The organism is Nonomuraea sp. NPDC049419 (assembly GCF_040676995.1).
GTDB classification, from domain to species: Bacteria; Actinomycetota; Actinomycetes; order Streptosporangiales; family Streptosporangiaceae; genus Nonomuraea; species Nonomuraea salmonea.
The window spans coordinates 140,758-166,649 of record NZ_JBFAQB010000017.1; the positions used below are offsets into that span (position 1 = coordinate 140,758).

General features: G+C 71.7%; 27 protein-coding genes and 2 tRNA genes. 20 read left to right on the forward strand and 9 right to left on the reverse strand.

All coding sequences use genetic code 11. The features are described from left to right. Positions 1-70 precede the first annotated feature (70 nt). Positions 71-1,123 (forward strand): serine hydrolase domain-containing protein, encoded by a 1,053-nt coding sequence (locus AB0K12_RS36300; protein WP_364571549.1) that lies wholly within the window; start codon positions 71-73, stop codon positions 1,121-1,123. 56 nt (positions 1,124-1,179) lie between these two features. After that, positions 1,180-1,848 carry a flavin reductase family protein gene (locus tag AB0K12_RS36305; protein WP_364571551.1) on the forward strand — a complete coding sequence of 223 codons (669 nt, stop codon included), beginning with the start codon at positions 1,180-1,182 and terminating at the stop codon, positions 1,846-1,848. Here the strand turns inward: AB0K12_RS36305 and AB0K12_RS36310 are convergent. The 3 genes from AB0K12_RS36310 to AB0K12_RS36320 are packed head-to-tail and all read right to left on the reverse strand — an operon-like array spanning position 1,845 to position 4,050. Beyond that, entirely contained in the window at positions 1,845-2,342 is a 498-nt protein-coding gene (locus AB0K12_RS36310) for an NUDIX hydrolase (RefSeq protein WP_364571553.1), read from the reverse strand. The genes AB0K12_RS36305 and AB0K12_RS36310 overlap by 4 nt on opposite strands. 42 nt (positions 2,343-2,384) lie before the next feature. Then, on the reverse strand, positions 2,385-3,128 hold the full coding sequence (locus tag AB0K12_RS36315) for an ABC transporter permease (protein ID WP_364571555.1): 744 nt from the start codon (positions 3,126-3,128) through the stop codon (positions 2,385-2,387). Beyond that, entirely contained in the window at positions 3,109-4,050 is a 942-nt protein-coding gene (locus AB0K12_RS36320; protein WP_364571557.1) for an ATP-binding cassette domain-containing protein, read from the reverse strand. Before AB0K12_RS36320 ends, AB0K12_RS36315 begins: the two co-directional genes overlap by 20 nt. A gap of 230 nt (positions 4,051-4,280) precedes the next feature. Here AB0K12_RS36320 and AB0K12_RS36325 point away from each other — a divergent pair, with 230 nt between their 5' ends. The 12 genes from AB0K12_RS36325 to AB0K12_RS36380 all read left to right on the forward strand — a co-directional run bounded on the left by AB0K12_RS36325 (position 4,281) and on the right by AB0K12_RS36380 (position 11,654). Beyond that, positions 4,281-4,823: an AAA family ATPase gene (locus AB0K12_RS36325; RefSeq protein ID WP_364571559.1), complete on the forward strand. Its 543-nt coding sequence runs from the start codon at positions 4,281-4,283 to the stop codon at positions 4,821-4,823. Positions 4,824-4,831: 8 nt separating this feature from the next. Then, positions 4,832-5,836 carry a lysozyme gene (locus AB0K12_RS36330; protein ID WP_364571561.1) on the forward strand — a complete coding sequence of 335 codons (1,005 nt, stop codon included), beginning with the start codon at positions 4,832-4,834 and terminating at the stop codon, positions 5,834-5,836. A gap of 20 nt (positions 5,837-5,856) precedes the next feature. Then, positions 5,857-6,402, forward strand: coding sequence for a C40 family peptidase (locus AB0K12_RS36335; RefSeq protein WP_364571563.1), 546 nt, complete (start codon positions 5,857-5,859; stop codon positions 6,400-6,402). A gap of 85 nt (positions 6,403-6,487) precedes the next feature. Beyond that, a complete protein-coding gene (locus AB0K12_RS36340; RefSeq protein ID WP_364571565.1) occupies positions 6,488-6,778 on the forward strand; it encodes a hypothetical protein in 291 nt (96 codons plus the stop codon). Between the two features lie 39 nt (positions 6,779-6,817). After that, positions 6,818-6,893 (forward strand) — tRNA-Thr (locus AB0K12_RS36345). 346 nt (positions 6,894-7,239) lie between these two features. Further along, positions 7,240-7,313, forward strand: a tRNA-Met gene (locus tag AB0K12_RS36350). Positions 7,314-7,384: 71 nt separating this feature from the next. Further along, on the forward strand, positions 7,385-7,549 hold the full coding sequence (gene rpmG / locus AB0K12_RS36355; RefSeq protein WP_019632658.1) for a 50S ribosomal protein L33: 165 nt from the start codon (positions 7,385-7,387) through the stop codon (positions 7,547-7,549). A gap of 198 nt (positions 7,550-7,747) precedes the next feature. Further along, entirely contained in the window at positions 7,748-8,197 is a 450-nt protein-coding gene (locus tag AB0K12_RS36360; RefSeq protein ID WP_364571567.1) for a MaoC family dehydratase N-terminal domain-containing protein, read from the forward strand. A gap of 1 nt (position 8,198) precedes the next feature. Continuing rightward, complete coding sequence (locus AB0K12_RS36365; RefSeq protein ID WP_364571569.1) at positions 8,199-8,627, forward strand: MaoC family dehydratase; 429 nt, start codon at positions 8,199-8,201, stop codon at positions 8,625-8,627. 177 nt (positions 8,628-8,804) lie between these two features. Next, positions 8,805-9,806, forward strand: coding sequence for a hypothetical protein (locus AB0K12_RS36370; RefSeq protein ID WP_364571571.1), 1,002 nt, complete (start codon positions 8,805-8,807; stop codon positions 9,804-9,806). A gap of 11 nt (positions 9,807-9,817) precedes the next feature. Next, a complete protein-coding gene (locus AB0K12_RS36375; RefSeq protein WP_364571573.1) occupies positions 9,818-10,855 on the forward strand; it encodes a UDP-N-acetylmuramate dehydrogenase in 1,038 nt (345 codons plus the stop codon). Positions 10,856-11,087: 232 nt separating this feature from the next. Then, positions 11,088-11,654 (forward strand): TMEM165/GDT1 family protein, encoded by a 567-nt coding sequence (locus tag AB0K12_RS36380; protein ID WP_364571575.1) that lies wholly within the window; start codon positions 11,088-11,090, stop codon positions 11,652-11,654. Positions 11,655-11,663: 9 nt separating this feature from the next. Here AB0K12_RS36380 and AB0K12_RS36385 read toward each other — a convergent pair whose 3' ends face one another. After that, entirely contained in the window at positions 11,664-14,516 is a 2,853-nt protein-coding gene (locus AB0K12_RS36385; protein WP_364571577.1) for an AAA family ATPase, read from the reverse strand. A 124-nt stretch (positions 14,517-14,640) separates the two neighbouring features. Further along, positions 14,641-14,787 carry a hypothetical protein gene (locus AB0K12_RS36390; protein ID WP_364571579.1) on the reverse strand — a complete coding sequence of 49 codons (147 nt, stop codon included), beginning with the start codon at positions 14,785-14,787 and terminating at the stop codon, positions 14,641-14,643. A gap of 230 nt (positions 14,788-15,017) precedes the next feature. On the opposite strand from AB0K12_RS36390, the gene deoC reads away from it, so the two are divergent. From deoC to AB0K12_RS36410, 4 genes are read left to right on the forward strand one after another with little or no spacing between them, the layout of a single operon-like run. Next, on the forward strand, positions 15,018-15,947 hold the full coding sequence (deoC, locus tag AB0K12_RS36395; RefSeq protein ID WP_364571581.1) for a deoxyribose-phosphate aldolase: 930 nt from the start codon (positions 15,018-15,020) through the stop codon (positions 15,945-15,947). Positions 15,948-15,950: 3 nt separating this feature from the next. Next, on the forward strand, positions 15,951-17,372 hold the full coding sequence (locus AB0K12_RS36400) for an aldehyde dehydrogenase family protein (RefSeq protein WP_355416811.1): 1,422 nt from the start codon (positions 15,951-15,953) through the stop codon (positions 17,370-17,372). Beyond that, positions 17,362-17,559 (forward strand): hypothetical protein, encoded by a 198-nt coding sequence (locus AB0K12_RS36405; RefSeq protein WP_355416814.1) that lies wholly within the window; start codon positions 17,362-17,364, stop codon positions 17,557-17,559. The genes AB0K12_RS36400 and AB0K12_RS36405 overlap by 11 nt, the downstream gene beginning before the upstream one ends. After that, positions 17,552-18,397, forward strand: coding sequence for an aldehyde dehydrogenase family protein (locus AB0K12_RS36410; RefSeq protein ID WP_364571584.1), 846 nt, complete (start codon positions 17,552-17,554; stop codon positions 18,395-18,397). Before AB0K12_RS36405 ends, AB0K12_RS36410 begins: the two co-directional genes overlap by 8 nt. Here AB0K12_RS36410 and AB0K12_RS36415 read toward each other — a convergent pair. Then, positions 18,394-19,836 (reverse strand): amidase family protein, encoded by a 1,443-nt coding sequence (locus AB0K12_RS36415; RefSeq protein WP_364571586.1) that lies wholly within the window; start codon positions 19,834-19,836, stop codon positions 18,394-18,396. The two genes, AB0K12_RS36410 and AB0K12_RS36415, sit on opposite strands and share 4 nt — an antisense overlap. A gap of 56 nt (positions 19,837-19,892) precedes the next feature. On the opposite strand from AB0K12_RS36415, the gene AB0K12_RS36420 reads away from it, so the two are divergent. Further along, complete coding sequence (locus AB0K12_RS36420) at positions 19,893-21,071, forward strand: pyridoxal-phosphate dependent enzyme (RefSeq protein WP_364571588.1); 1,179 nt, start codon at positions 19,893-19,895, stop codon at positions 21,069-21,071. A gap of 3 nt (positions 21,072-21,074) precedes the next feature. Here the strand turns inward: AB0K12_RS36420 and AB0K12_RS36425 are convergent, their stop codons facing one another. The 3 genes from AB0K12_RS36425 to AB0K12_RS36435 are packed head-to-tail and all read right to left on the reverse strand — an operon-like array spanning position 21,075 to position 24,592. Then, positions 21,075-21,755, reverse strand: a complete 681-nt coding sequence (locus AB0K12_RS36425; protein ID WP_364571590.1) for a hypothetical protein — start codon at positions 21,753-21,755, stop codon at positions 21,075-21,077. Further along, a complete protein-coding gene (gene hrpB / locus AB0K12_RS36430) occupies positions 21,707-24,103 on the reverse strand; it encodes an ATP-dependent helicase HrpB (protein WP_364571592.1) in 2,397 nt (798 codons plus the stop codon). Before hrpB ends, AB0K12_RS36425 begins: the two co-directional genes overlap by 49 nt. Before the next feature lie 18 nt (positions 24,104-24,121). Continuing rightward, positions 24,122-24,592: a metalloregulator ArsR/SmtB family transcription factor gene (locus tag AB0K12_RS36435; RefSeq protein WP_364571594.1), complete on the reverse strand. Its 471-nt coding sequence runs from the start codon at positions 24,590-24,592 to the stop codon at positions 24,122-24,124. A gap of 89 nt (positions 24,593-24,681) precedes the next feature. On the opposite strand from AB0K12_RS36435, the gene AB0K12_RS36440 reads away from it, so the two are divergent. Further along, positions 24,682-25,833: an MFS transporter gene (locus AB0K12_RS36440; RefSeq protein WP_364571596.1), complete on the forward strand. Its 1,152-nt coding sequence runs from the start codon at positions 24,682-24,684 to the stop codon at positions 25,831-25,833. Positions 25,834-25,892 lie beyond the last annotated feature (59 nt).

Below are 25,892 nucleotides of genomic sequence, written 5' to 3' on the forward strand. Positions count from 1 at the left end.
GTTTTCCGCAGGGGAAGTGGACGGAGCACCGCATTCTGCCGCGATCCGGCGGTCCCTAGCGTTGGGGATCATGATGCAGACGCTGATGAACGTGCTGGTGGCGGCGAGTGTGGCGACGGCGAGCCCGGGGGTGGGCCAGGACCTGGAGAAGATCGTCGCGGGCAAGGGCGCGACGGCCGCGCTGGCCCGCGTGACCGACGGCGGGAAGACATGGGCGGGCGCCGCCGGCGTACGCGACCTGCGCCGCGCCGGCAAGCCCGCGCCGAACGGCTACTTCAGGATCGGCAGCGTGACCAAGACCTTCGTCGCCACTGTGGTGCTCCAGCTCGTGGACGAGGGCAAGGTGCGCCTCGACGACCCCATCGCCGATCACCTGCCAGGGCTGGTGCCCGGCGGCGAGAAGATCACCGTCCGGGCGCTCCTCGACCACACGAGCCACCTGTACGACTACATGAGCGAGCCCGGCCACTCCACCAACCGGTGGCGCGGCACGGCCAGGTTCCGCTCGTACCGGCCGAAGGACCTGCTCAAGGTGGCCTTCGCCAAGAAGCTGCCCGACGACGGGAAGTGGCACTACTCCAACACCAACTACGTGGTGCTCGGCCTGCTGGTGGAGAAGCTGACCGGCCGCCCGTACGGGAAGGAGGTCGAGCGCCGCATCCTGCGCCCGCTGAGGCTGCGGCACACGCTGGTGCCGGGGAACAGGGCGGGGGTGCCGTCGCCGCATGCCAAGGGGTACGAGCCGGTGGACGGCAAGCTGGTGGACGCGACCAGGATGAATCCGTCGCTCGACTGGGCGGCCGGCGAGATGATCTCGACCGCGGCCGACCTCGAGCGGTTCATGGCGGCGCTGCTGGGCGGCAAGCTGACCAGCGCCGAGTCGCTGCGCGCCATGCGCACGACCGTCGAGACGGGGGCCGGGTTCGGTTACGGGCTGGGGCTGCAGGCGTACAAGCTGCCGTGCGGCACGGTCTGGGGGCACAGCGGCGAGCTGATCGGCTACCTGACCTTCGTCTTCCGCTCCGACACCGGCAAGTCGCTCACCCTCTCGCTCAACCCCTCGACCCGCAACCCGTCGACGGAGGAGGTCATGGGCATCGCGGTGCGGACGTTCTGCGGCTGACGCGAGGTCCGAAGGCCGCCAGCGCACGCGGTGAGCACCCGCGACAGTGGACGTTCATGACCACGACCGTCCACGCTCACACCGCGATCGAGCCGAACATCCTCTACTTCGGCACCCCCGTCGTCCTGATCTCCACCGCGAACGAGGACGGCACGCCCAACCTGGCCCCGATGTCGTCGGCCTTCTGGCTCGGCTGGCGGGCCGTGCTCGGCCTCGGCCGGCGCGCCAAGACCGCGCAGAACCTGCTGCGCACCCGCGAGTGCGTGCTGAACCTGCCGTCGGACGCGCTCGCCGCCGCCGTGGACCGGCTGGCGCTCACCACCGGCTCCGACCCCGTGCCCGAGGGCAAGCAGCGGCGGGGATACCGGTTCGTCCGCGACAAGTTCGGCCGCGCCGGGCTCACCCCGCTCGCCTCGGAGACGGTGGCGCCGCCCCGCGCGGCCGAGTGCCCGGTCGCCATGGAGGCCGTGCTGGAGCGCCACCACGCCGTCGACGACGGCGGCGTGCTGGCGTTCGAGGTGCGGGTGCAGCGCGTCTGGGTGCACGAGGGCATCCGCATGACGGGCACGGACGACCGCATCGACCCGGACGCCTGGCGGCCGCTCATCATGAGCTTCCAGCACCTGTACGGCCTGGGCCCCCAGGTGCACCGCTCGACGCTGGCGACGATCCCCGAGCGCCTCTACCGGCCGGACGACGACCTGGAGCGGGCGCACAGCGTCTAGAGCAGCAGCGACCACGTCTGCTCGCCGCAGAGGCGGTCGATCTCGGCCCGGGTGAGCCACGCCGCCCTGGTGCTCTCGGACCCGGCCGGCGGGCGGGTGGCGGCGCCGGGCCCCGGCAGCGCGGCCCGGCACATCACCATGTAGGCCAGCGAGGGGTAGCGGTAGCCGGCGGGCGGCGGCTCCAGCAGCTCGATGCGCTGCCAGGCGAAGACCGACAGGGCGGACGGCGGCAGCCGCAGCCCGGTCTCCTCATGGAGCTCCCTGGCCGCCGCCTCGACGGCGCCCTCACCGGGCTCCAGGTGGCCGCCCGGAATGTCCCAGCCGCGGCCCACGCGATCGACGCACGTCATCAGCGTGCGGCCGGCGGAGTCGGACACGAACGCGAACGCCGACGTCGTCCGCCCGTCGGGCGGCAGGCTCGCGGTCCTGACGACCTCGAGGCGGTGGGCCACCGGGATCCACGGCACGGTCAGCGTGGCCAGCACTTGAGTCACCGGCTCACTCTGGTCCCCGCCGCGCGCGGGTGTCAAAACGGCTCAGAGACCCTTGCTCATGGCGCGGTTGCCCAGGTAGAGGCCGATCGCGGCGACGACGCAGGCGGTGAGCGTGCCGTACAGGACGCTGGGCGCGGCCAGGTTCCCGGCGAAGAGGGCGCGCTGGGCGTCCACGATGTACGTGACCGGGTTGATCTGCCCCAGCACCTTCAGCCACCCCGGCGCGGTCTCCAGCGGCAGCAGCACCCCCGACAGCAGCAGCAACGGGAACAGCAGCGACTGGCTGACCACGTAGAACAGGGTGCCGCTCGGCACCGACTTCATCGCCAGCACGAACGACAGCGCCCCCAGCCCCACCCCGAAGATCGCCAGTTGTGCCAGCCCGGCCAGCACCCCCGCCGCGTGCAGCTCGAACCCGAGCGGCAGCGCCAGCACGATGATCAGCACGGCCTGCACGACCAGCGTGACCACCGCTTTCATGCTCTTGCCGACCAGCATCGCCGTACGGCTCAGCGGCGTCACCATCATGCGCTCCATCGCGCCGCCGATCAGCTCGACCAGCAGCGTGTAGCCGGAGCTCATCGGCCCGGTCAGGCACATCATGACCAGGATGCCCGGCACGAACCACTGCCACGACGACCCGACCGCCCCGCCCAGCAACGACCCGAACAGGAACAGGAACAGCAGCGGCTGCCCCATGTCGAACAGCATCGCGGCCGGGTTGCGCAGGCTGGGCCGCAGCTCCCTGGTGAAGACGGTGGCGGTGTCACGCAGGAACGTCGTCATCTTTGATGCTTCTCCCCGTGAGAGTCAGGAACACGTCGTCGAGGGTCGGGCGGGTGGTCTCGGCCGTGGTGACCTTGATGCCGGCGGCGTCGAGCGCCCGCAGGTAGTCGGGCAGCGCGGCGGGGGCCTGGGCGACCCGCAGCCGCACGGTGGTGCCCTCGGCGCTGCCGCCGCCGATCCCGGCCGCCGCCGCGGCCTCGCGCTCGGTGCCGGTGGTGATCGTGATGTGGTCGCCGGCCAGGTCGTTCTTGAGCCGCTCCGCGGTCCCGTCCGCGATGATCAGGCCGTTGTCGATGATCACCACCCGCTCGGCCATGGTGTCGGCCTCCTCCAGGTAGTGGGTGGTCAGGAACAGCGTCGTCCCGTACGTCTCGCGCAGCCGCAGGATGTGCCGCCAGACGTCGGCGCGGCTCTTGGGGTCGAGCCCCGTCGAGGGCTCGTCGAGGAACAGCAGGTCGGGGCGGTGGATGAGGCCGAGCGCGATGTCGAGGCGGCGGCGCTGCCCGCCCGAGAGCGTGCCCGGCGCCCGCTTGGCCAGCGGGGTCAGCTCCAGCAGGTCGAGCAGCTCGTCGGCGCGGGCGCCCGCCTCCTTCGGGCGCAGGCCGTAGCAGCGGCCCTGGGAGACCAGCTCGTCGCGGACGAGCTGGTCCTCGCCCGCGCCGTTGCGCTGCCCGACGTAGCCGATGCGGGAGCGCACCGCCCTCGGGTCGGCGGCCACGTCGTGGCCTGCCACGGTGGCGGTGCCCGAGGTGGGCGGCAGCAGCGTGGTGAGCATCCGCAGGGTGGTGGACTTCCCCGCGCCGTTCGGGCCGAGGAACGCGACGAGCTGGCCGGCTTCGACGTCGAGGTCGATGCCGCGTACGGCGGTGACGGTCTCCTTCTTCACCTTGAAGTCACGGGTCAGTCCCCGTGTGTGGATCATGGTCGGCCTCCTGCGGGCATGACGAAGAAACCCCTGGTCGGGGCCGCATTCGTGGGTCGGCTCAAGTTTGGGCGCCGGATCGGATTTCAGCAAACGTGAATGTCACGTACACAAATGCCTCTGACCTGCGAAAACGACGTCATTCCCACGTCCTTGACATAAGCCGATTTCCGGCCGCTGAAGTGCGGTTTCTCCCTACGTCATGAAGATTTTTTGCGACGATGCCCGTCATGTGCGAACTGGTCGTCCTCGTGAACGGACTCCCGGGCTCAGGAAAGAGCACCCTGGCCCGCCGGCTCGGCCGGCGGCTGCGGCTGCCGGTCTTCGGTAAGGACCTGCTGAAGGAGACCCTGGCCGACTCGATCCCGCGTCCCGAGAGCCTGGAGCCGCGCGAGTGGAGCAGGCATCTCGGCAGGGCCGCGGCCGAGAGCCTGTGGACGCTGCTCGCCACCGCCGGGCCCGGCGCGGTCCTGGAGAGCCCCTGGCTTGCGCCGCTGCGGCCGGTGGTGGAGGCCGGGCTGCGGCGGGCGGGCGTCGAGCCGGGCCCGCACGTGCGCGAGGTCTGGTGCGACGTCCCGCTCGACCTCGCCAGGAGCCGGTACGAGAGCCGCGTACGGCATCCCGTGCACCACGACGACGAGGTCGGGGACGAGCGATGGGCCGAATGGGCGGCCGGGGCGCGGCCTTTGGCACTGGGCCCGGTCCAGCGGGTGGGCACCACAAAAGACGTTGATATTTCCGAGCTTGCGAAATGGTGTAAGGGTCCGGAATGATCACCGGCGTGAAACGTCTGTTGTTATCTACGGTGATCGCCTCGATCGGCATGACCGGCGTCGCCCATGCCGCCGATGACGTGCCCGGCGTGGACGTCAGTAATTGGACGGGCGAGATCGACTGGCCCGCCGTCGTGGCCGGTGGCGGGAAATTCGCGTTCGTGCAGGCCACCGAGGGTACGAACTATCGCAATCCGATTTTCGACTCCCAGTACGGCGGCGCCGCCGCGGCCGGTCTCATCCGCGGCGCATATCACTTCGCGCAACCGCACGAATCCGATGGGACAGCGCAGGCCGACTATTTCCTGCAGAACGGCGGTAACTGGGTCAGCGACGGCCAGACACTTCCGGGTGTGCTCGATTTGGAGGACAACCCGTACCAGTCGAAGAACGGCAAGAACTCGTGTTACGGCCTGTCCGCCAAGGACATGGTCACCTGGATCACGGACTGGACGAAGAAGTACCACGAGGCCACCGGGCGGCGGGCGATCATCTACACCACCACGAGCTGGTGGCGTACGTGTACGGGCGACTCCAAGAAGTTCGCCGCCAACCCGCTCTGGCTGGCCCGCTGGGGGAGCGAGCCGGGCGAGCTGCCGAAGAGCTGGAAGAAGCACACGTTCTGGCAGTCGGCGGAGAAGGGGCCGCTGGTCGGCGGCGGCAACGCGTTCAACGGCTCGGAGCCGAGCCTGAAGGAGCTGGCCAACCCGCCCGCCGAGGTGCGGGTGTCGGGCCGGGTCGGCGGCAGGACGTCGTACGCGGTCACGATCGGCAACACCGGCCCGCACCCGGTCACGAACGTCAAGTTGTCCGGCCGCGCCTTCGGCGGGCAGCGCGTGGTGAAGGCGCCTGGCTGCACGTTCAGCGGCACGGCGGTGCGCTGCGTGGTCAAGGAGCTGCCGCGCGGGAAGAAGATCACCTTCGTGTTCACGACCAAGCCGAGGAAGTCGAAGGGCACGGTCGGGATGAACGTGACGGTGGGATCGGTGAAACTTACCCTTAAAGCCCGATAAATCGGTGTTTGGGGGGCGGAATGAGGCGGCGGTCAGCCGTGACGGCGGCGCTGCTCCTGCTGACCGCCCTGGCATCGGTCATGGCACTGGTCACGGCATCAGTGCCACTGGGGCTGTCCCTGCCCCCATTGACCGTGCGGCTCGCGTACGAGATCCAGCAGCGCGGCATCGCCTACTCCTGGGGCGGCGGCCACGCTCCCGACCCCGGACCGTCCAAGGGCACCTGCAGGGGCTACCGCGGCTCGATCAAGCCCTGCCCGGCCGCCAAGACGCGCGGGCTCGACTGCTCCGGCTTCACCCGCTGGGTGTACGCGCTCGCTCACGGCCGCGACGTGCTGGGCCCCGGCAACACCGACGCGCACGTACGCAGGATGCGCCGGGTCAGCCGGCCCAAGCCGGGTGACCTGGTCTTCTTCGGCAAGATCGGCAAGAAGCGGATCAGGACCCACCACGTCGGCATCTACCTCGGCGGCGGCAGGATGATGAACGCCCCCGAGACCGGGGCCGTGGTGCGCGTCGACTCCATCGCCGAGAAGAAGGACCTCGCCGGCTTCTACCGGTACTGAACGCCCGGCTCCTACCGATTCGGTATGCCGGTAACGCGTGGTGCGCGACGAAAAATGAGAGACCCCAGGGCTACTCTGTGCCGTTGTGGAAAGGCCAACGGGAAGGCGCTGGGTCGGCGTCGACGGCTGGGAGGTCGTCGGAGCCGTGCGCGCGGGGCGGCAGGTGCTGCGGGTGCGCAGAAACGGGTGGGTGGTCGCCGACTGCACGTCCGTGGCGGAGGTGGCCTCGCTCGTCGATCTGGCCGATCTGTGCGAGGTCGTCGAGTTCCCGCGGCGGCGGCCGGTCGGCCCCGTGACGGACCCCGTGACGGGCTCTTCGGCGGGTGCTTCGGCGGGCTCTTCTGGAGAGGGCCGAACGAGTTCGCATCATCGGTGAGTGCCGTGTATGGTTACACCTGTCCGCAGCGCCGGACAGGCCCCTATAGCTCAGTCGGCAGAGCGTCTCCATGGTAAGGAGAAGGTCAACGGTTCGATTCCGTTTGGGGGCTCCACTTCGCACCGACATCACGCCCGCTCCGGGTTTCGGAGCCGGGCGTTTTTCGTTGTCCGGACCCGCCCGCTGGGGGGAGCGGCCGGGGGGCGGCGCGGATTCGCGCCGGGACCGTCAAGGCCCGGGACCGTCAGGGCAGGGTGGCGGGCGCGTGCGGGTTCGCGGCGGTCGGGTGGCGCTGCTACGCTGATCACCCTCGCGTGGTGCGGCATGGGGGATGCCGCACAAACGATTTCGATTGACGGGGGTTCCTGAGGCATACTGGGAGCACCCCACCCGATCGGGCGAGTTACTCACGTGCTCACCGCTTCGGGTATCCTCTACGGGCCGGGTCGTTCCGGCTCAAAGGCGGAGTAGCTCAGTCAGGCAGAGCAAACGGCTCATAATCGTTGTGTCGCCGGTTCAAGTCCGGCCTCCGCTACTGCCCTAGCCCAGGTCCACCGACCTGGGCACGGGCGTGTCCATGTCCCGAACGTAGAAAGGCACTCCCAAGTGGCTGCCACCGACGTTAGGCCGAAGATCACGCTGGCCTGCCAGGAGTGCAAGCACCGCAACTACATCACGCGGAAGAACCGGCGCAACGACCCGGATCGGCTTGAGCTGAAGAAGTACTGCCCCAACTGCCGCTGCCACCGCGCGCACCGCGAGACCCGCTAGGTTCTCCGGGCAGGGCTTCTGCCTCCATATCTCTCATAACGCACAACCGGCGTCCCTTCGCAGGGCGCCGGTTCGTCGTGTCTGAGGCCCCGGTTCCGTGCCCTCGGCAAAAAGGCTTTCATCGTAGGGACAGCCGAACGTTGTTCTGTTAGCGTCTCGCTCATTGACGCCGGTACGGAGACATGCGAGGGAGCAACCATGGCCTTGAACCGTGACTTCGTGGGCAGAACGTATCCGCCCAGTGCCCCGTACGAGGTCAGCCGGGTGAAGATCAAAGAGTTCGCGGCCGCCATCGGCGACAACAACCCGCTCTACCGCGACCGCGAGGCCGCCAGGGCCGCCGGCCACCCCGACGTCATCGCGCCCCCCACGTTCCCCATCGTCTTCAGCCTGCAGAGCGGCGGCGAGGCGCTCGTGGACCCCGACCTGGGCCTCAACCTCGCCATGGTCGTCCACGGCGAGCAGCGCTTCGAGTACGTCCGCCCGATCCACGCCGGTGACGAGCTGGTCATCACCTCCGCCATCACCGACATCCGCACCGCCGGGCACAACGAGCTGCTGACCGTCAGGAGCGACGTGCGCACGGTCGAGGGCGAGCCGGTCTGCGTGACCTACAACACGATCGTCGAGCGCGGAGGGGCGAGCTGAGATGGGCGCTGCCGTGAAGTACGACGAGGTCGAGGTCGGGCAGGAGATCCCGGCCGTGGACTACCGGGTGCGCCGCCTGGACCTGGTGATGTACGCCGGCGCCTCGGGCGACTTCAACCAGATCCACTGGAACGAGCGCTTCGCCAGGATGGTCGGGCTGCCCGACGTGATCGCGCACGGCATGTACACGATGGCGCAGGCCGGCCGGTTCGTCACCGACTGGGCGGGCGATCCGGGGGCGGTCGTGGACTTCGGGGTGCGGTTCTCGTCGATGGTGGTCGTGCCGGACGACGACAGGGGCGCGACGATCACGGTGAGCGGGGTCGTCGAGGACAAGCTGCCCGACAAGCGGGTGGTCATCGGGCTGACCGCCACGTCGGGCGACGCGAGGGTGCTCTCCAAGGCCCGCGCGGTCGTCCAGCTCGCGTGACTCGTTTCCCGGCCGCGTGGGTCGTCCGGCTCGCGTGACTCGCTTCCCGGCCCGCGCGGTCGTCCGGCTCGCTTAAACGCTCAGTGATAAGTGGGCGGGTCTCGGGTAGCGCGTGACCCTATGAGTGAAGCCGTACGACACATTTGGCCCACGGTTCGATCGATCCCCGTTTCCGCCGTGACCGACGCGAGACCCCCAGGACATCTCAAGGCCGCCCGCATCGAGCAGGTCGCGGGCGGCACCGGCACCGGGCGTGACACGGCGGGCGGTGCGCGTACCGGTGCGACTACCGGGGTGGAAGGCAGGCGGGCGTCCGGGGTGGGGACGCGCGGCACCCACGCCCGCATGAACCCGGCCGCCGAGCTGGGCTTCTCCGGCGACCCCGGCCAGCACGGCGCTCCCGGTGACGAGATGCTGCATGCCCAGCGCACCTGGGACGGCACGCTGGCCACCAACCGGCTCGACGACCTCGGCGTGAACGTCGAGCGGCAGCGCGTGGCGACGCAGGACGTGACGGAGTGCGTCGGCGTGCTGGTGGACGGCTGGCCCGAGGACGTCAGGCGCTGCCTGGAGTCGGTGATCGCGCACACCAGGGCGAAGGTGCTCGCCCTGGACCTGGGCAACGTGGACGGCGCCGGAGACGTGCTGGCCGAGCTGGCGCAGCGGCACCCCGAGCGGATCACCGCCTGGCACGTGGCCGAGACCCCGCACTGGCGCGGCGGCACCGCCACCTGGGGTGAGAGCCGCGCGAAGCTGCTGCACCTGGACGACTCCGAAGTGCACGTCCTCATGGAGACCGGCCTGGAGCTGCACGGCGACGCGCTGACCCCGCTCGTGGCCGCGGTCAACGAGGGCGCGGTCGCGGCCGGGTGGCGGGGCGCGGAGCCGGCCGACGACGAGCGTACGTGGCTGGAGGCGGGCCCCGGCAAGGTGCGGGCGCTCACGGGCGGCATCATCGCCGTACGGCGGGCGCAGGCCCTGACCGCGCTGCCCGAGGACGCCCACTACGGCCGCCACGCCGACCTGGAGCTCTCCCTGGCCCTGCCGGGCGACCTGGTGGTGCCCCAGGGACGGCCGCCGGTGCTGCCGCTGCAACCGCACGACGTCCCCGCCGACTATCTGGAGCGCGAGTCACGCCGCAACCACGACGAGGTGCTGCGCAGGCTGCATGCCTCATAAGCTTGTCGGTCATGGAGATGCTCGCGCCGTACACCACGCTGCGCCTGGGAGGCCCCGCCCGAGACTTCGCCGAAGCCACATCGGCGGAGCAGCTCGTCTCGCTGGTCGCGGAGGCCGACAGGACCTCGACCCCCACGCTGGTGCTCGGCGGGGGCAGCAACCTCGTGGTGGCTGACGAGGGCTTCGACGGGCTGGTCATCAAGGTCGCCACCGAGGGAGTCACGTTCACCCGCGACCGTGAGCAGATCGTCGTGACCGCCGAGGCCGGCGAAGACTGGGACGCCCTGGTGGCCCGCGCGGTCAGCGAGGGCTGGTCGGGCATCGAGTGCATGTCCGGCGTGCCGGGGCAGGTCGGCTCGACGCCGATCCAGAACGTCGGCGCCTACGGGCAGGAGGTGGCCCAGACCGTCCGGTGCGTGCGGGCCTACGACCGGCTCACCCGGCAGGTCGTGGACATCGAGGCGCGGCAGTGCGGGTTCTCCTACCGCGACAGCGTCTTCAAGCGTGACCTCTCGCGTTACGTGGTGCTCGCGGTGACATACACGCTCGACGTGTCCGCGCTGTCGGGGCCGCTGGCGTACGAGGAGCTGGCCCGCAGGCTCGGCACCGAGGCGGGAGGCCGGGTGCCGCTCGCTGAGGCCCGAGAGGCCGTGCTGGCGCTGCGCAGGGGCAAGGGCATGGTGCTCGACCCCGACGATCCCGACACGCGCAGCGCGGGCTCGTTCTTCACCAACCCGATTCTGACCGCCGAGCAGGCGGCGGAGCTGGCGGTCCGCGCGCCGGGGCATCCGCAGTGGGAGGTGCCCGGCGGGCTGGTCAAGGTGCCGGCCGCGTGGCTGATCGAGCAGGCGGGCTTCGCCAAGGGCTACGAGCGCGGGCCCGTGCGCATCTCGACCAAGCACACGCTCGCCCTCACCAACCCCACCGGCGCCGCCACCACGCGCGACCTGCTGGCCCTGGCCAGGGAGGTGCGCGACGGCGTGCGCGAGAAGTTCGGGGTCACGCTCGTCAACGAGCCGGTGATGGTGGGCTGCACCCTGGGGGAATAGCCACGGGCGGGCTGCTGTTAGGGTGTTCTGGAATTACCGAAGGGGAGTAGTCCCAATCGTGTGATCGACACACTGGCGCCTCAGGGCGCCCGGTCATGCGGGCCTTCGCGGGCGGACGAGACCTTCGGCCTGGCAAGCCATGTTGACGAGGCGTTGCCGGGCCGAATGTCGTGCCCGAAATCCCCTCGGTGCCGCGCTTCCGGTCCGGTCGCGCGGAAGGGGACCCCCTCTCTTGGAAGCGTTCTGGATCAGTCTCGGCGCGATCTTCATCGCCGAGCTGGGCGACAAGAGCCAGTTGATGGCCATGACGTTCGCGACCCGGTTCAAGATCTGGCCCGTGCTGGCCGGCATCACGATCGCCACCACCGCCGTCCACCTGGCGAGCGTTGCCCTGGGCGGGCTGATCGGCACCGCGCTGCCCACCACGGCCATCTCGATCGTGGCGGGAATCGCCTTCCTCGGCTTCGCGGTGTGGACGCTGCGTGGCGACGAGCTGACCGAGGAAGAGAAGAGCAAGGCCCGCCGCACCACCAGGAACGCCGTGATCGCGGTGACCGTGGCGTTCTTCCTGAGCGAGCTGGGCGACAAGACGATGCTGGCCACGATCACGCTGGCCACCCGGCACGACTGGCTGGGCACGTGGATCGGCTCGACGATCGGCATGGTCGCCGCCGACGCCCTGGCCATCGTGGTGGGCCGGCTGCTCGGCAAGCACCTGCCGGAGAAGGCCATCAAGTACGGCGCCGCCGCCGCGTTCGCCGTCTTCGGCGTCGTGATGCTGGCCGAGGCGATCTTCTAGGGCATTCCGTCAGCTCAGCAGCGACAGGCGGTGGGCCGCGGCGGCGGCCTCGCCGCGCGTCGTGACGCCGAGCTTGGCGAGGATGTTCGAGACGTGCACGCTCACCGTCTTCGCCGAGATGAACAGCTCGGCGGCGATGTCGCGGTTCGTCCGGCCCTGGGTGACCAGGCGCAGCACCTCCAGCTCGCGCGGCGTCAGCAGCTCCGACGGCTCCTGGGCGAGGTCGAGCCCGCCCACCCGGCGGCAGAGCGTCTCGATCTCCTCGATCAGCGGCGTCGCGCGCAGCGCCTCGGCCAGCGGCAGCGCCACCTTCAGCCGGGCCGCGGCGCCCTCCCTGTCGCCGGACCGCGCACTCACCCCCGCCGCCCTGAGCAGGGCCTTGGCCTGGTTGTGCGGGCGGCGCAGCCGCTCCCACGCGGCCGCGGCGGCGTCGAAGTCGCCCGTGTACGACAGCCGGTACGCCTCCACGACGGGCCCGTCCACCGACAACCCAGCGGCCACCTCGGCGGCGTGCGCACGCACGGCGGCGCTGCGTTCGGGCTCGGTCTCCTGGGCCGCGTCGCACACGTTGCGCAGCACCGCGAGCAGCCGCCAGGACAGCATGGCCTTGCTCGACCGCTTGGGCTGGGCCAGCACCTGCTCGGCCGCGGCCAGCGCGGCGGCCGGCTCACCCCGGGTGAGGTGCCAGCCGATGAGCAGCCTGGCGTTGCTGATGATGTCCTGGACGAACTCCTCCGCGCGTGACGTGAACAGCCCGATCTCCGACAGGATGCCCTTGACGAGCGGCATCTCGCCCCTGGCCAGCGCGATGTCGGCGCGGACGCGCAGCAGGGCATAGCGGGTGCGCAGCACGGGGCCGTGGCTGAGCGCCGTCTCGACGGTCTCGACGGCCTCGTCCCAGCGGCCCAGCGCCTCCAGCGCCTCGGCCCTGTTGTTCAGGATGAACGTGCCGCTGCCGCGCAGCCGCCCGTACTTCTTGGCGACCCGCCAGCCCTCGTCGGCCCGGCGCAGGGCCTCGTCCGCGCGGCCCATGTCGATCAGCGTGTCCACCAGGTTGCCGATCGCGCGGCTGATGACGCGGCCGCTGCGCTGCTCGCGGCCGATCGCGATCGCCTGCTCGTTGATGACGGTCGTGCTCTCCAGTTGCCCGCGCAGCGAGTGGCCGAGCGCCTGGTTCATCAGCAGGTCGCCTTCGAGGCAGCGGTCGCCGTGCTCCCTGACCCAGCGCAGGCCGTCGCTGATGAGCCGGTCGGCCTCCGCCAGCTCGCCGCGCAGCATCAGGTGGCGGCTCAGCGGGGTGACGACCTCGGCCCAGTCGAGGGTGTTCTCGGGGACGAGCCGCAGCGCGTGCCTGAGGTCGTCGATGACGCCGGGCTGGTTCTTGGAGTTCTTGAACGCGGCCCTGCGCACGATGAGCTGCGACACCCTGGCGGGCTCGCGGGTCTCGTCCAGCTCGGCGAGCGCCGCCTTGACGAACTTGACCCCTTTGTCCACGTCGCCGCCGGCGTTGGCGGCCTCGGAGGCGCGTTCGAGCACGGCGGTGTGGTCCACGCCGGTCAGCTCGGCCGCGTCGGGGACCCGGTCCCAGAGCATGAGCACGCGTTCGAGCAGCTGCAGGGCCTCGGTGTAGGCGAACGTCTTGAACGACTTGTGGGCGGCGTCCCAGGCCGACAGCAGGGCCCAGCGGTCGTCGCGGGCGCCGTACCAGTGGTGGGCCAGCTCGACGGCGGCCCTTCCCGGCGGGACGAGCGTGCGGTCCTTGGAGATCTCCTCGGCATAGCGCGCGTGCAGGCGCTGGTGCTCGCCGGGCAGCAGCTCGTCGTGGACGGCCTCGCGGATGAGCGAGTGGCGGAAGACGTACGCGCGGTTGTCGGCGATCTGCAGCACGTTGCCGGCGATCGCGGGGCGCAGCGCGGTCTCAAGCGCGACGTCCGTCAGGCCGCTGACGGCGGCGAGCAGCGCGTGGCCGACCCGGTTGCCGCCCGCGGCGGCGACCCGCAGCACCCGCTGGGTCTCCTCGGGCAGGCGCTCGACGGAGGCGAGGATGAGGTCCTGCATGGAGTCGGGGAACGTGCACCCGTCACCGTTCTCCAGCATGGCCTCGACGAACAGCGGGATGCCCTCGCTGCGCTCGTAGACGTTCTCGATCTTGGCGTACTCGGGGGTCCTGCCGAGGATGGCCGTCATCTGCTGGGCGACCTCGTCCCTGGACAGGCGGGGCAGGTCGACGCGGAGCACGCCCTGCACGCGGCCCAGCTCGGCCAGCACGGGCCTGAGCGGGTGCTGGCGGTGCAGGTCGTCGGAGCGGTAGGTCATCACCAGCAGCACCTGCGGGGTGCGCAGGTTGCGGCTGAGGAAGGCGATGAGGTCGCGGCTGGAGCGGTCGGCCCAGTGGATGTCCTCGATGACGAGGACCGTGGGGCGGTGGTCCGCGAGGCGTTCGAGGAGGGTGAGGAACTGCTCGAAGAGCCGGGCGCGGCCGGTGTCGGTCTCGCCGTCGCCGTTCGGCTCGCCGAACTCGGGCAGCAGCCGGGCGAGGTCGCGCTCGGCGCCGTCGGGCAGCAGCCCGGTCACCGCGGCCGGGCCCTGCTCCCTGACGAGCTGGCGCAGGGCGGCGGTGAAGGGCGCGTACGCGAGGCCCTCGGCCGACAGCTCCACGCAGCCGCCGACGAGCACGTGGGCCCCGCCGGCCGTGCACTGCTCGGCGAAGCGCTGCACCAGCCGCGTCTTGCCGACTCCTGCTTCGCCGCCCAGCAGGACGGCGGTCAGTGTGCCTTTCCTGGCGTCGTCGAGGCTTTCCGATAGAGCCGTCAGCTCCTCTTCCCGCCCGACGAAGACGGGACTGACAGATCGTCCCCGCATGTCATCCAGCATGTCACGCCACATCCGCTGTTATCGACGCTTTTGTCCGGCTGTTGGACACGGTCTCAAGGGGGCTGGGAGGCCCGGCCACGTGGCAGTGGGTGGCCGGGCTCTCGTGCGGCGGTCATGCGTGACGGCGGCGGCCGAAGAGCGAGCGGCGCTCGGACTTGTTGCGCCGCTCGGCGTCGCGGGCGAGGCGGTGCTCGGCGGCGGCCGCGCGCAGCTCGCGGGCCTGGCTCTTCATGAACTCGAACTCGATCTCGGGATGCATCGAGAATCTCCTGAAATGTTGTGCTTCTTGCTGACATATTCAAGATTCGGGCTAAGGCCCGGACTCGCACATCAGGTGGATGCCCTATCTCTCCCGTCGCGCCGCCTCCGGCATACCTAGCCCGGCCGCCTCAGACCTCCCCGCATCCCTAGGACCAGGCCCGCCGTGCCCTAAGGTGATCCGGTTTGGAGGAGGCGGCCCTGGTCGGCGATGCTGTCTAGGTGTCAACTGTGACTACCTCGCTTGCCGACGTCGCCTCATCCGACGCGGCGCTGCGAGCATTCCTGCACGGCCTGCCCGGCGTCGACCGGGTCGGCGCCGACCAGCGGGCGGCGATGCTCGGCACCCGATCGATCAAGACCACGGCCAAGGCGCAGGCCATCGACCTGGCCATCTCCATGGTCGACCTGACCACACTCGAAGGGGCCGACACGGCCGGCAAGGTGCGCGCGCTGTGCGCCAAGGCCGTGCGCCCCGGCGGCGACGCGCCCTCCGTCGCGGCCGTCTGCGTCTACCCCGACCTCGTCGCCGTCGCGGCCGAGGCGCTCAAGGGCAGCGGCGTCAAGGTCGCCTCCGTCGCCACCGCGTTCCCCAGCGGGCGCACCTCGCTGGAGGTCAAGGTGAGCGACACCAGGCTCGCCGTGGCCGCCGGCGCCGACGAGATCGACATGGTGATCGACCGCGGCGCGTTCCTGTCCGGCCAGTACATGAAGGTCTACGAGCAGATCGTCGCCGTGAAGGAGGCCTGCGGCGCCGCCCACCTCAAGGTGATCCTCGAGACCGGCGAGCTGTCCACCTACGACAACGTGCGGCGCGCGTCCTGGCTGGCGATGCTGGCGGGCGCCGACTTCATCAAGACCTCCACCGGCAAGGTGTCGCCGGCCGCCACGCCGCCGGTGACGCTCATCATGCTGGAGGCCGTACGCGACTTCCGCGAGGCCACCGGCCGCCAGGTGGGCGTGAAGCCCGCGGGCGGCATCCGCACGTCGAAGGACGCCATCAAGAACCTCGTGCTGGTCAACGAGACCGCCGGCGACGACTGGCTGACCCCCGACTGGTTCAGGCTGGGCGCCTCCTCGCTCCTCAACGACCTGCTCATGCAGCGCGAGAAGCTCGCCACCGGCCGCTACGCGGGCCCCGACTACTTCACCCAGGACTAGACGATGTTCGAATATGCACCGGCACCCGAGTCGCGCGACGTCGTCGATCTGAAGTCCTCCTACGGGCTGTTCATCAACGGCGAGTTCGTCGACGGCTCAGGGCCCTCGTTCAAGACCGTCAACCCCGCCACCGAGGAGACGCTGGCCGAGGTCGCCACCGCCTCGTCCGACGACGTCGACCGCGCCGTGCAGGCGGCGCGCAAGGCGTTCGGCGTGTGGAGCGCCCTGCCCGGCGCCGAGCGGGCCAAATACCTCTTCCGCATCGCGCGGATCATCCAGGAGCGGGCCAGGGAGCTGGCCGTGCTGGAGACGCTCGACAACGGCAAGCCCATCCGCGAGTCGCGCGACGTGGACCTGCCGCTGGTCGCGGCCCACTTCTTCTACTACGCGGGCTGGGCCGACAAGCTGGAGTACGCCGGGTTCGGCACGCCGAAGCCGCTCGGCGTGGCCGGCCAGGTCATCCCCTGGAACTTCCCGCTGCTCATGCTGGCCTGGAAGATCGCCCCCGCGCTGGCCTGCGGCAACACGGTCGTGCTCAAGCCCGCCGAGACCACGCCGCTGACCGCGCTCGCGTTCGCCGACATCTGCCGCCAGGCCGACCTGCCGCCCGGCGTGGTGAACATCGTCACCGGCGCGGGCGAGACCGGCGCCGCCGTGGTCGCGCACCCCGACGTCGACAAGGTCGCCTTCACCGGCTCCACCGAGGTCGGCCGGATCATCGCCCGCACGGTCGCGGGCACCGGCAAGAAGCTGACGCTGGAGCTGGGCGGCAAGGCCGCCAACATCGTGTTCGACGACGCCGCCATCGACCAGGCCGTCGAGGGCATCGTCAACGGCATCTTCTTCAACCAGGGCCACGTCTGCTGCGCCGGGTCGCGGCTGCTGGTGCAGGAGTCCGTCCAGGAGGAGCTGCTGGCCGCGCTCAAGCGCCGGCTCGGCACGCTGCGGCTCGGCGACCCGCTCGACAAGAACACCGACATCGGCGCCATCAACTCCGCCGACCAGCTCGCCAAGATCCGGCAGCTCAGCGACCTGGGCGAGACGGAGGGCGCCGAGCGCTGGTCGCCCGCCTGCGAGCTGCCCGAGCGCGGCTACTGGTTCCCGCCGACGCTGTTCACCGGGGTCGCGCAGTCCCACAGCATCGCCAGGGAGGAGATCTTCGGGCCCGTGCTGTCCGTGCTGACCTTCCGCACCCCGGCCGAGGCCGTCGAGAAGGCCAACAACACCCCGTACGGCCTCTCGGCCGGCGTCTGGACCGAGAAGGGCTCGCGCATCCTGTGGATGGCCGACCGGCTGCGCGCCGGCGTGGTGTGGGCCAACACCTTCAACAAGTTCGACCCCACCTCGCCGTTCGGCGGCTACAAGGAGTCGGGCTACGGCCGCGAGGGCGGACGCCACGGGCTGGAGGCATACCTTGACGTGTGAGTACCGCAGGCCCCGCCGCAGGAAGCTGCGCGCCCAGGCCACCAGGGGGCACGCCTACGCCAGGGCCGGGCGGCCCGTACGCACCGGCTGGTACGCCCACCGCTGCGGCGTCAGCCGGTGCGGTCAGGTCTTCGTGCCGGTCCAGATGTCGCAGGAGTCCACGTGGAGGGGTCGGGGCGATGAATAGGTTGTCCGTCAGAAAGACCTACAAGCTGTACATCGGCGGGGCCTTCCCGCGCTCCGAGAGTGGGAGGTCCTACCCGGTGACCTCGGCCAAGGGCGACTTCCTCGCCAACGCCTCGCGGGCCTCGCGCAAGGACGCCCGCGACGCCGTGGTGGCCGCCCGCAAGGCGTTCCCCGGCTGGTCGGGGGCGACGGCGTACAACAGGGGGCAGATCCTCTACCGCGTCGCCGAGATGCTGGAAGGGCGGCGCGCGCAGTTCGCCGACGAGCTGGGCGGCACCAAGCGGGCGGCGCTGGAGCAGGTCGACGCGACGATCGACCGGCTCGTCTGGTACGCGGGCTGGTCCGACAAGATCGCCTCCGTGCACGGCGGCGCCAACCCCGTCGCCGGGCCCTACTTCAACCTGTCCACGCCCGAGCCGACCGGCGTCGTCGCCGTGGTGGCGCCCGACGACCCGCTGCTCGGCCTGGTGTCGGCGGTCGCGCCGGTGATCGTGACCGGCAACACCTGCGTCGTGGTGGCGTCCGAGCCGTCCCCGCTGGCGGCGATCACCCTGGCCGAGGTGCTCGCCACGTCCGACCTGCCCGGCGGCGTGGTGAACATCCTCACCGGGCGGCGCGCCGAGCTCGCCCCCTGGCTGTCCGCCCACATGGACGTCAACGGGCTCGACCTGACCGGCGTCGCCGACGCCGAGCTGGCGCTGAGCTGCGAGCAGGCGGCCGCCGAGAACCTCAAGCGGGTCTCGCGGCCGGTCCAGGAGGACTGGACGGCCGACCCCGGGATCGGGCGCATGACCCGCTTCCTGGAGACCAAGACCGTCTGGCACCCCGTCGGGATCTAGGGGTTGAAGCCCGGTGGGCTGAGTGGTGGGTGTGCGGCCTGGAGCTGGGCGGCCAGTCCCAGGAGGTGGGGCTCGCCGCCCGGCGGGGCGACGATCTGCACGGCGATCGGCAGGCCGCTCGAATGGGTGGCCAGCGGCACGGCGACGGCGGGCCAGCCGCACATGTTCCACGGCCCGGTGGCGGGTGCGTAGGCGACGTTGGTGAGGGCGTTGCGCAGGAAACCGCGCTCGCCCCACCGCTCCGCCTTGGGCGGGATGCCGGCCAGCGCCGGCGTGACGAGCGCGTCGGCCCGGCCGAACCACTGGTCGGCGCCGTAGCCGCTCCAGCGCTCCCGGCCGCGCACGCCGTCCAGCTTGAGCGCCGCGAGCACCCGGCCCGTCCTGGCCAGCCCCTTGGTACGCCGTTCGAGCCGCTGCCGGTCGAGCCCCTCCACCGCCTCGGCGGCCCTGACCAGCCAGGTCGCGATCGTGCTCGGCCCCAGCCAGGCGGGCAGCGACCGTTCGTGCTCCACCACCGTGTGCCCGGAAACCCGCAGCGTCTCGGCTGCGCCGCGTACCGCCGCCTTGAACTCGGCGTCCACCCGCAGCCCCGGCGGCAGCGGCTGCGGCGCGTACGCCACCCGCAGATCGAACGGCTCAGGGCTGTCGGGCGGCGGCTGCGGCTCCCACACCTCGTCGTCGTCCGCCCAGACCGAGCGCAGCATGCGCGGCGGCGGCTCCACGCGACGCCCCGCGCGCCACGCCTCGGCCAGCGCCGGATCGGCGGCCAGCACGGACAGCGCGAGCGCCAGGTCGGCGGCGGTCCGCGCGATCGGGCCGTTCTCGGTCAGGTGATCCCAGTCGTTCGCCGGCGGCGGCACCAGGCCGAGGCCCGGCTTGATCGCCAGCACGCCGCAGCAGGCCGCGGGGATGCGTAACGAGCCCATGCCGTCGTTGCCGAGCGCGATCGGCACCATGCCGGCCGCCACCGCCGCCGCGCTGCCCGAGGAGGAGCCGCCGGCCGTCCGTGCGGGGTTCCAGGGGTTGCGGACGATGCCGTACGCGCTGTCGCCGAACGCCACCAGCCCCAGCTCCGGCAGGTTCGTCAGCCCGACGATCAGCGCGCCCGCCGCCCGCAGCCGCGCCACCGTCTCGTGATCGTGCGGCGCGGGAGCCTCGGACGTCGCCGCCGAGCCGCCCCTGGTCGCCTCGCCCGCGACCTCCAGGTTGTCCTTGACCGCCACCGGCACCCCGGCCAGCGGCAGCTCGGCCAGGTCGCGCCGCTTCCGCAGGGCCCGCGCCTCGTCCACGGCCTGCTCCCTGACCAGCCGGAACGCCCCGATGCCAGGATCGCGCCGCGCGATGACGTGGAGATGCTCCTCCACCACGGTCGTGGCCTTGACGTCACCGCTCCTGACGGCCGCCGCGATCTCGATGGCGGACCTTCCTGCCCACACCATGGTTAGAGTGTGCAGCTTTTCACTGATCGTTGCGAGGATCGGTAGGGTCCTTGCACGTGAACGGACCTTCGCTTGCCCTCCGCCAGCGCTCCCTGGGCGATCCCTCGGCCGAGTTCCCGCTGTTCCCGCCGCTGACGCGCGGCTGCCCCAAGACCAGCACCGCCGAGCTGGCCTACCCGCTGGAGGTCGTCTACGACTACGCGAAGGTCGACAGAGGGCTCTTCACCCGGCCGCCCGGCCCCGACATCGCGCGCTGGTCGCCGCTGCTGCCGCCGCTCGACGCGCCCACGCTGGGCGAGGGCGGCACGCCGCTGATCGGGTTCGGTGACGTGCACATCAAGGACGAGTCGCGCAACCCGACCTGGTCGCACAAAGACCGGCTCAACCGGGTGGCCGTCAGCGCCGCCGTGGCGTCCGGGGCGCCGGGCGTCGTCGTCGCCTCCTCCGGCAATCACGGCGCCTCCGCCGCCGCCTACGCGGCCAGGGCCGGGCTGCCCGCGATCGTGCTGGCCTCCGCCGACTCGCCGCCCGCCGTGCAGGCGTTCGTGCGGTCGTACGGCGCCAAGGTCGTCTCCGTGCCCGTCGAGGCGCGCTGGCCGCTGCTCCGGCAGGTCGTGGACGAGCTGGGCTACCACCCCGTCAGCAACCAGACCGTGACGCACACCGGGCATCCGTTCGGGCCCGAGGGCTACAAGACGATCGCGTACGAGCTGTTCCTGCAGCTGGGCGCCGTCCCTGCCGCCGTCTTCACGCCCACCGGCTACGCCGAGCTGCTGTACGGCGTGTGGAAGGGGTTCGCCGAGCTGCGGCTGCTGGGGGTCGCCGACCGGACGCCGCGGATGTTCTCCTGCGAGACGGCCGCCGGCGGGCCGCACGCCAAGGCCCTGGCCACCGGCGCCCCCGCGGCCGTCGTCGGGCTGGGGCCGACGGACGCGTACGGGGTGGCCTGTTCGGTCGGCGGGCACCGGGGCGTGGTGGCCGTCCGCGACAGCGGCGGCGACCCGGTCCTGGTCACCGACGAGGAACTCCGCCTGGCCCAGCGGGATCTCGCCCGTGCCGGCCTGTGGCAGGAGCTCTCCGGCGCCGCCGGCCTCGCCGGCTACCGCCGCCTGCGCCGCGACTTCGACGGCCCCGTGGTGTGCATCGCGACGTCCAGCGGCTTCAAGGACACCGGCGTGGCCACCGAACGCTACCCCGGCCTCCCAGAGCCGACCTTGGAGGACCTCATCCCCTGAGCTTCAGGGTTTGTGCCAGACCCGGAGGGGACCGGTGGTGGTGAAGCCGTGGGTGAGGGCGTCTGAGGGGTCGATCTCGTAGCCGACCAGCGGGCGGCCGGGGAACAGGTGGGCGGCCATGGCCGTCACGCCCTCCCAGGCCGAGCTCGGGCCGAACACGTTCGAGACGCCCACCACGGGGCCGGTCGAGGTGAGGACCGCGCCCTCGGTGATGGCGTCGCCGGTGCGGGCGTACACGATCGTGGCCCCCTGCTCTTCGAGCAGGGCCGGGGTGAACAGGTCGGTGAGGTCGCAGGCGCTCGCCCAGGCGGCCAGCGTGGCGGCGTCCTCGACCGCCTGCCAGGTCGTCTCCGCCGGGCCGGGGGCCGGGCGGTGGATCCAGCGCGCCTCGAACAGGACCTCGAAGCCCGGCAGGTCGAGCGTGGCGAAGCTGTCCTTGACCGAGGCGCCGGAGCCGGCGTCGATGTGGGGCAGCACGTCGGTGGCCGTGGCGAGCGGGGAGAGCGTGACGGCGTCGGGGTAGAAGGGCGGGGTGCGGACGGGGTTCGTCCACGCCACGCCGGCGAACGTGCCGGGCCTGCCGTGCGCGCGGCACATCAGGTCGCACCAGGCGGCGTTGTCGCGGGCCGCCGCGATCACTTCGTGCGGCGCGTCGGCTGAGCGGTGAGGGGGTCTTCCGGCCATGGGTGCTTAGGGTAACGACCGCGCATTTCAGCCCGTACGTGCCGGTAGCCCTCACGCCAGAACGACGCCAGGTCAGCCGTCACCGCCAGCGGGCGGCCTGCGGGGGAGAGCAGGTGCACGAGGACCGGCACCCCGGCGATCCGCGGGGTCTCCTGCCAGCCGAACAGCTCCTGCAGCTTCACCGCCAGCACCGGCTGCTCGCCCGAGTAGTCGATGCGGATCCTGGAGCCGGTGGGGACCTCGATGCGCTCCGGGGCGGTCCTGTCCAGGCGCTCGCTCCACGGGACGAGGCGTTTGAGCGCGCTCGCCACGTCGATGCGTTCCAGGTCGGCGCGGCGGCGGGCGCGGGACAGCTCGGGCTCCAGCCACTGGTCGGCCAGGTCGATGAGGTCCTTCATGCCGCCGGTCGGTGGCCAGGGGGCGCCCAGGGCCCGATGGCAGAAGGCCAGGCGGTCTCTGAGGTCTTTGGCGGCCTTCGTCCAGGTGAGGACGTCTTCGGTGCGCAGGCCGTACAGGATGGCCTCCCGTACGTCGGCGTCCTTGAGCGGGGTGGCGTTCAGCTCGATCGCGCCCATCCGCTCCACGCGGCGGGCCGACACGTCGCCGCGGCGCTCGCCCGGCGGGACCTTCCAGGCGACCTCGTCCTCGACCGTCGTGCCCACGGCCATGCGAGCGGTGGCCTCGTCGATCGCCACGGCCTGCCTGATGCGGGCCGACGCCGCCCCCGCCGGACGGTCGGCGACCGCGATCGCCAGCCACTCGGCGCTCCCCAGCCGCGAACCCTCCTGCAGTTGGGCCTGCGTCCCCGACACCATGAGGTACCCCCCACCCCGCCGCCGCGCCACCCTCTCGGGAAACGCCGACGCCACCACCATCCCCGCCACCTCATCCTCGGACCTCCCCTTGGAGGGGGTGCTGGTGGCGCTGTGGCGGAGGCGGCGGGTTTCTTGCTTCCAGCGGGTGGCGAAGGGGGTGGTGGTGCGGCGGGTGGTGCGCCAGACGTGCACCAGGTCGTCCGATGCGTCGCGGGGGAGCTGTTCCGAGAGCAGGGCGACCACCTCGGCCGCTTCCTGGCCGAGGTCGAGGAGGGCGCGGGCCAGGCGTGGGTGGACGCCCGCCAGGGCCATCCGCCGGCCTCGCTCGGTCACTCGGAGGCCGGCTTTGCCGGGTTCGAGGGCGCCGAGCATGGTGAGGGTCTCGGTGGCGGCGGCGATGGCTGCGGGCGGGGGCGGGTCCAAGAGGGCGAGGGCCTTGGCGTCAGGGGTGCCCCAGCAGGCGGCCTGGAGGGTGAAGGCCGTCAGGTCGGCCAGGGCGATCTCGGGGCGGGGATGGTCGGCCAGGCGGGCGTGGTCGGTCTCCGTCCAGCAGCGGTAGACCGTGCCGGGGGCCTCGCGGCCCGCCCGGCCCGCTCGCTGGGTGGCCGCGGCCTTCGAGGCTCTGACCGTGGTGAGCGAGCCCAGGCCGCGGGAATGGTCGGTACGCGGCTCGCGGGCCAGCCCGGAGTCCACCACCACGCGTACGCCGGGGACGGTCAGGCTCGACTCGGCCACCGACGTGGCCAGCACCACCCGGCGGCCCGCCCCGGGGGTCAGGACGGCGTCCTGGACGTGCGCCGGGGCCTGGCCGTGCACCTGGAGGACCTGGTCCACGTCGCCCGCCAGCTGCCCGGCCACCCTGGCGATCTCGGCGACGCCGGGCAGGAAGCACAGCACGTCGCCGTCCCGCTCCGCGAGAGCCCTGCGGACGACCGAGGCCACATGGGTCAGCAGCGCGGGATCGACACGCAGGCCGTGCGGCGGGGCGACCGGGCGCGGTGGCGGGGCCCAGATCGTCTCCACGGGGTGGGTGGCGCCGGTGGCGGCCACCACCGGGCCGCCGATCAGCCGCGCCCACGGCTCGGCGTCGGCGGTCGCGGACGTGGCCAGCAGGCGCAGGTCGGGCCGGAGCGTGTCGCGTACGTCGAGGAGGAACGCGAGCGCGGTGTCGGCGTCGAGGTGGCGTTCGTGGCACTCGTCGAGGATGACCGCGTCGACGCCGGTCAGCTCCTGGTCCCGCTGGAGGCGCTGGAGCAGGACGCCGGTGGTGACGACCTCGACCCTGGGGTTGGCGCCTTTGTGGCGTTCGCCCCTGATCGTGTAGCTCACGCCCATGCGGCGGGCCGCCGCGCGTACGGCCAGGCGGCGCGGCTCGGCCACCAGCACGCGCAGGCCCGGCTCGGCCAGCGCCAGCGGCACCACGGTCGTCTTGCCGGTGCCGGGCGGCGCGGTCAGCACCGCGCTGCCGTGCCGGTCGAGCACGGCGAGCAGCTCGGGCAGGACGCCCCTGATGGGCAGGTCGGTTCCGGTCACAGGCGGCGACTCTGCTCGTCAGCGGGACCCGGCGGACACGTGAGGGCCCGCGGCGCTCGCCTCGCCCACGTGGGGCGCGGCGGGTTCACCTGCGCGGGACGCCGCGGATTCGCGCGGGCGCGCGGCGGGTGCGTCGCCCGTGACGCTCATCGTGCTCGCGTGCGTGATGGGAGTGCGGTGGAGGGTGGTGGCGGTGAGGATGGCCGGCAGGAGGCCGGGGAAGCGGGATTCCAGGTCCTCGTGGCGCAGGCTCATGTATTTCAGGCGGCCGTCCTGCTCCGTTCGCACCACGCCGGCCTCGCGGAGGGTGCGGTAGTGGTGTGAGGCGGTCGACTTGTGGACGCCGAGGGCGTCGCCGGCGACCGTGCAGTTCATCTGCCCGGCGGCGGCCAGGCGAGCGACGATCTCCAGGCGCACGGGGTCGCTGAGCGCCCGCAGGACCTCGGTGAGCTGGATGTTCTCCGTGGCGGGTTGCGGGAGCAGGCGCATGGGGAAACCCTACCTCCGTCCCATGGTTTGACAACAATCCAACTATACGTCAGTTTGATGGGCATCCAACTTTCTCGGGGGAGGCCCACATGCGCTCGCGGCTTTATCCGTTGGCCGCCGGAAATTTCGCGATCGGTACCGGTACGTTCGTCACCGCCGGTCTGCTGGCACCCATCTCCGCCGACCTGGGAGTGTCCCGGCCGGCCGCGGGCCAGCTGATGACGGTGTTCGCCCTCGCGTACGCCGTGCTCTCCCCCGTGCTCGCCGCCCTCACCGCCCGCATGTCCCGCAGGACCCTGCTGCTGCTCGCCATGGGCGTGTTCGTGGCGGGCAACGTGCTGACCGCGCTGGCCCCGACGTACGCGCTGGTGCTCATCACCCGCGTGGTGGCGGCGGCGGGTGCGGCGATGTTCACGCCGACGTCCTCGGCCGTGGCCAACGCGCTGAGCGCCCCCGAGCGGCGCGGGCGTGCGCTGGCACTCGTGATGGGCGGGCTGAGCGTGTCCTCGGCCATCGGGGTGCCGCTCGGCACCTGGTTGGGCGAGGCCGTGAGCTGGCGGGCCACGCTGTGGCTCGTCGCCGGGCTCGGCGTGCTGGGCCTCGCCGGGGTGGCGGCGCTGGTGCCGGAGCTGCGGCTGCCGGCGTCGGGACGGCTGCGCGAGCGGTTCGAGCCGCTGCGCGACCGGCGGGTGCCCGCGGTGATGGTGACGCAGCTGCTGTTCTTCGCCGCCGGGTTCACCGCCTACACCTACATCGGCTCCCTGTTCGACCTGCCGCTGGCCGCGCTGCTGTGGGCGTGGGGGCTGGGCGGCATCGTGGGCAACCTGCTCGGCGGGCGGCTCACCGACGCGTACGGCCCCCGCCGCATGATCATCGGCGGCCTGGCCATGGCCGTGGTGTTCGTGGCCCTGATCCCGGTGGCGAACCTGGCGCTGCCCGCCGCCCTCGTGTGGGGCTTCCTCTGGGGCGCGACCGGCTGGATGATCGCTCCCGCACAGCAGTTCAGGACGGTCACGGCGGTGCCGGGCAACGTCTCGATCGGGCTGGGGCTGCTGTCGTCGGCGCAGTACCTCGGGCTGGTGGTGGCGGGGCTGGCCGGCGGGGCGGCGCTGGAGACGTACGGGAGGACGGGCGTGGTCGTGCTGTCGGCCGGGCTCGGCCTGGCGGTGCTGATCTTCACGCTGGTGACGTACCGGCCGGCGAGAGTCCTGGCGGCCGAGCCCGCGCCCGCCTCCTCCTGACAGCGGACGCCCGGTCACCCGCCGGGAGGACGACCGGCGACCACCCGCCCGCCTACGGT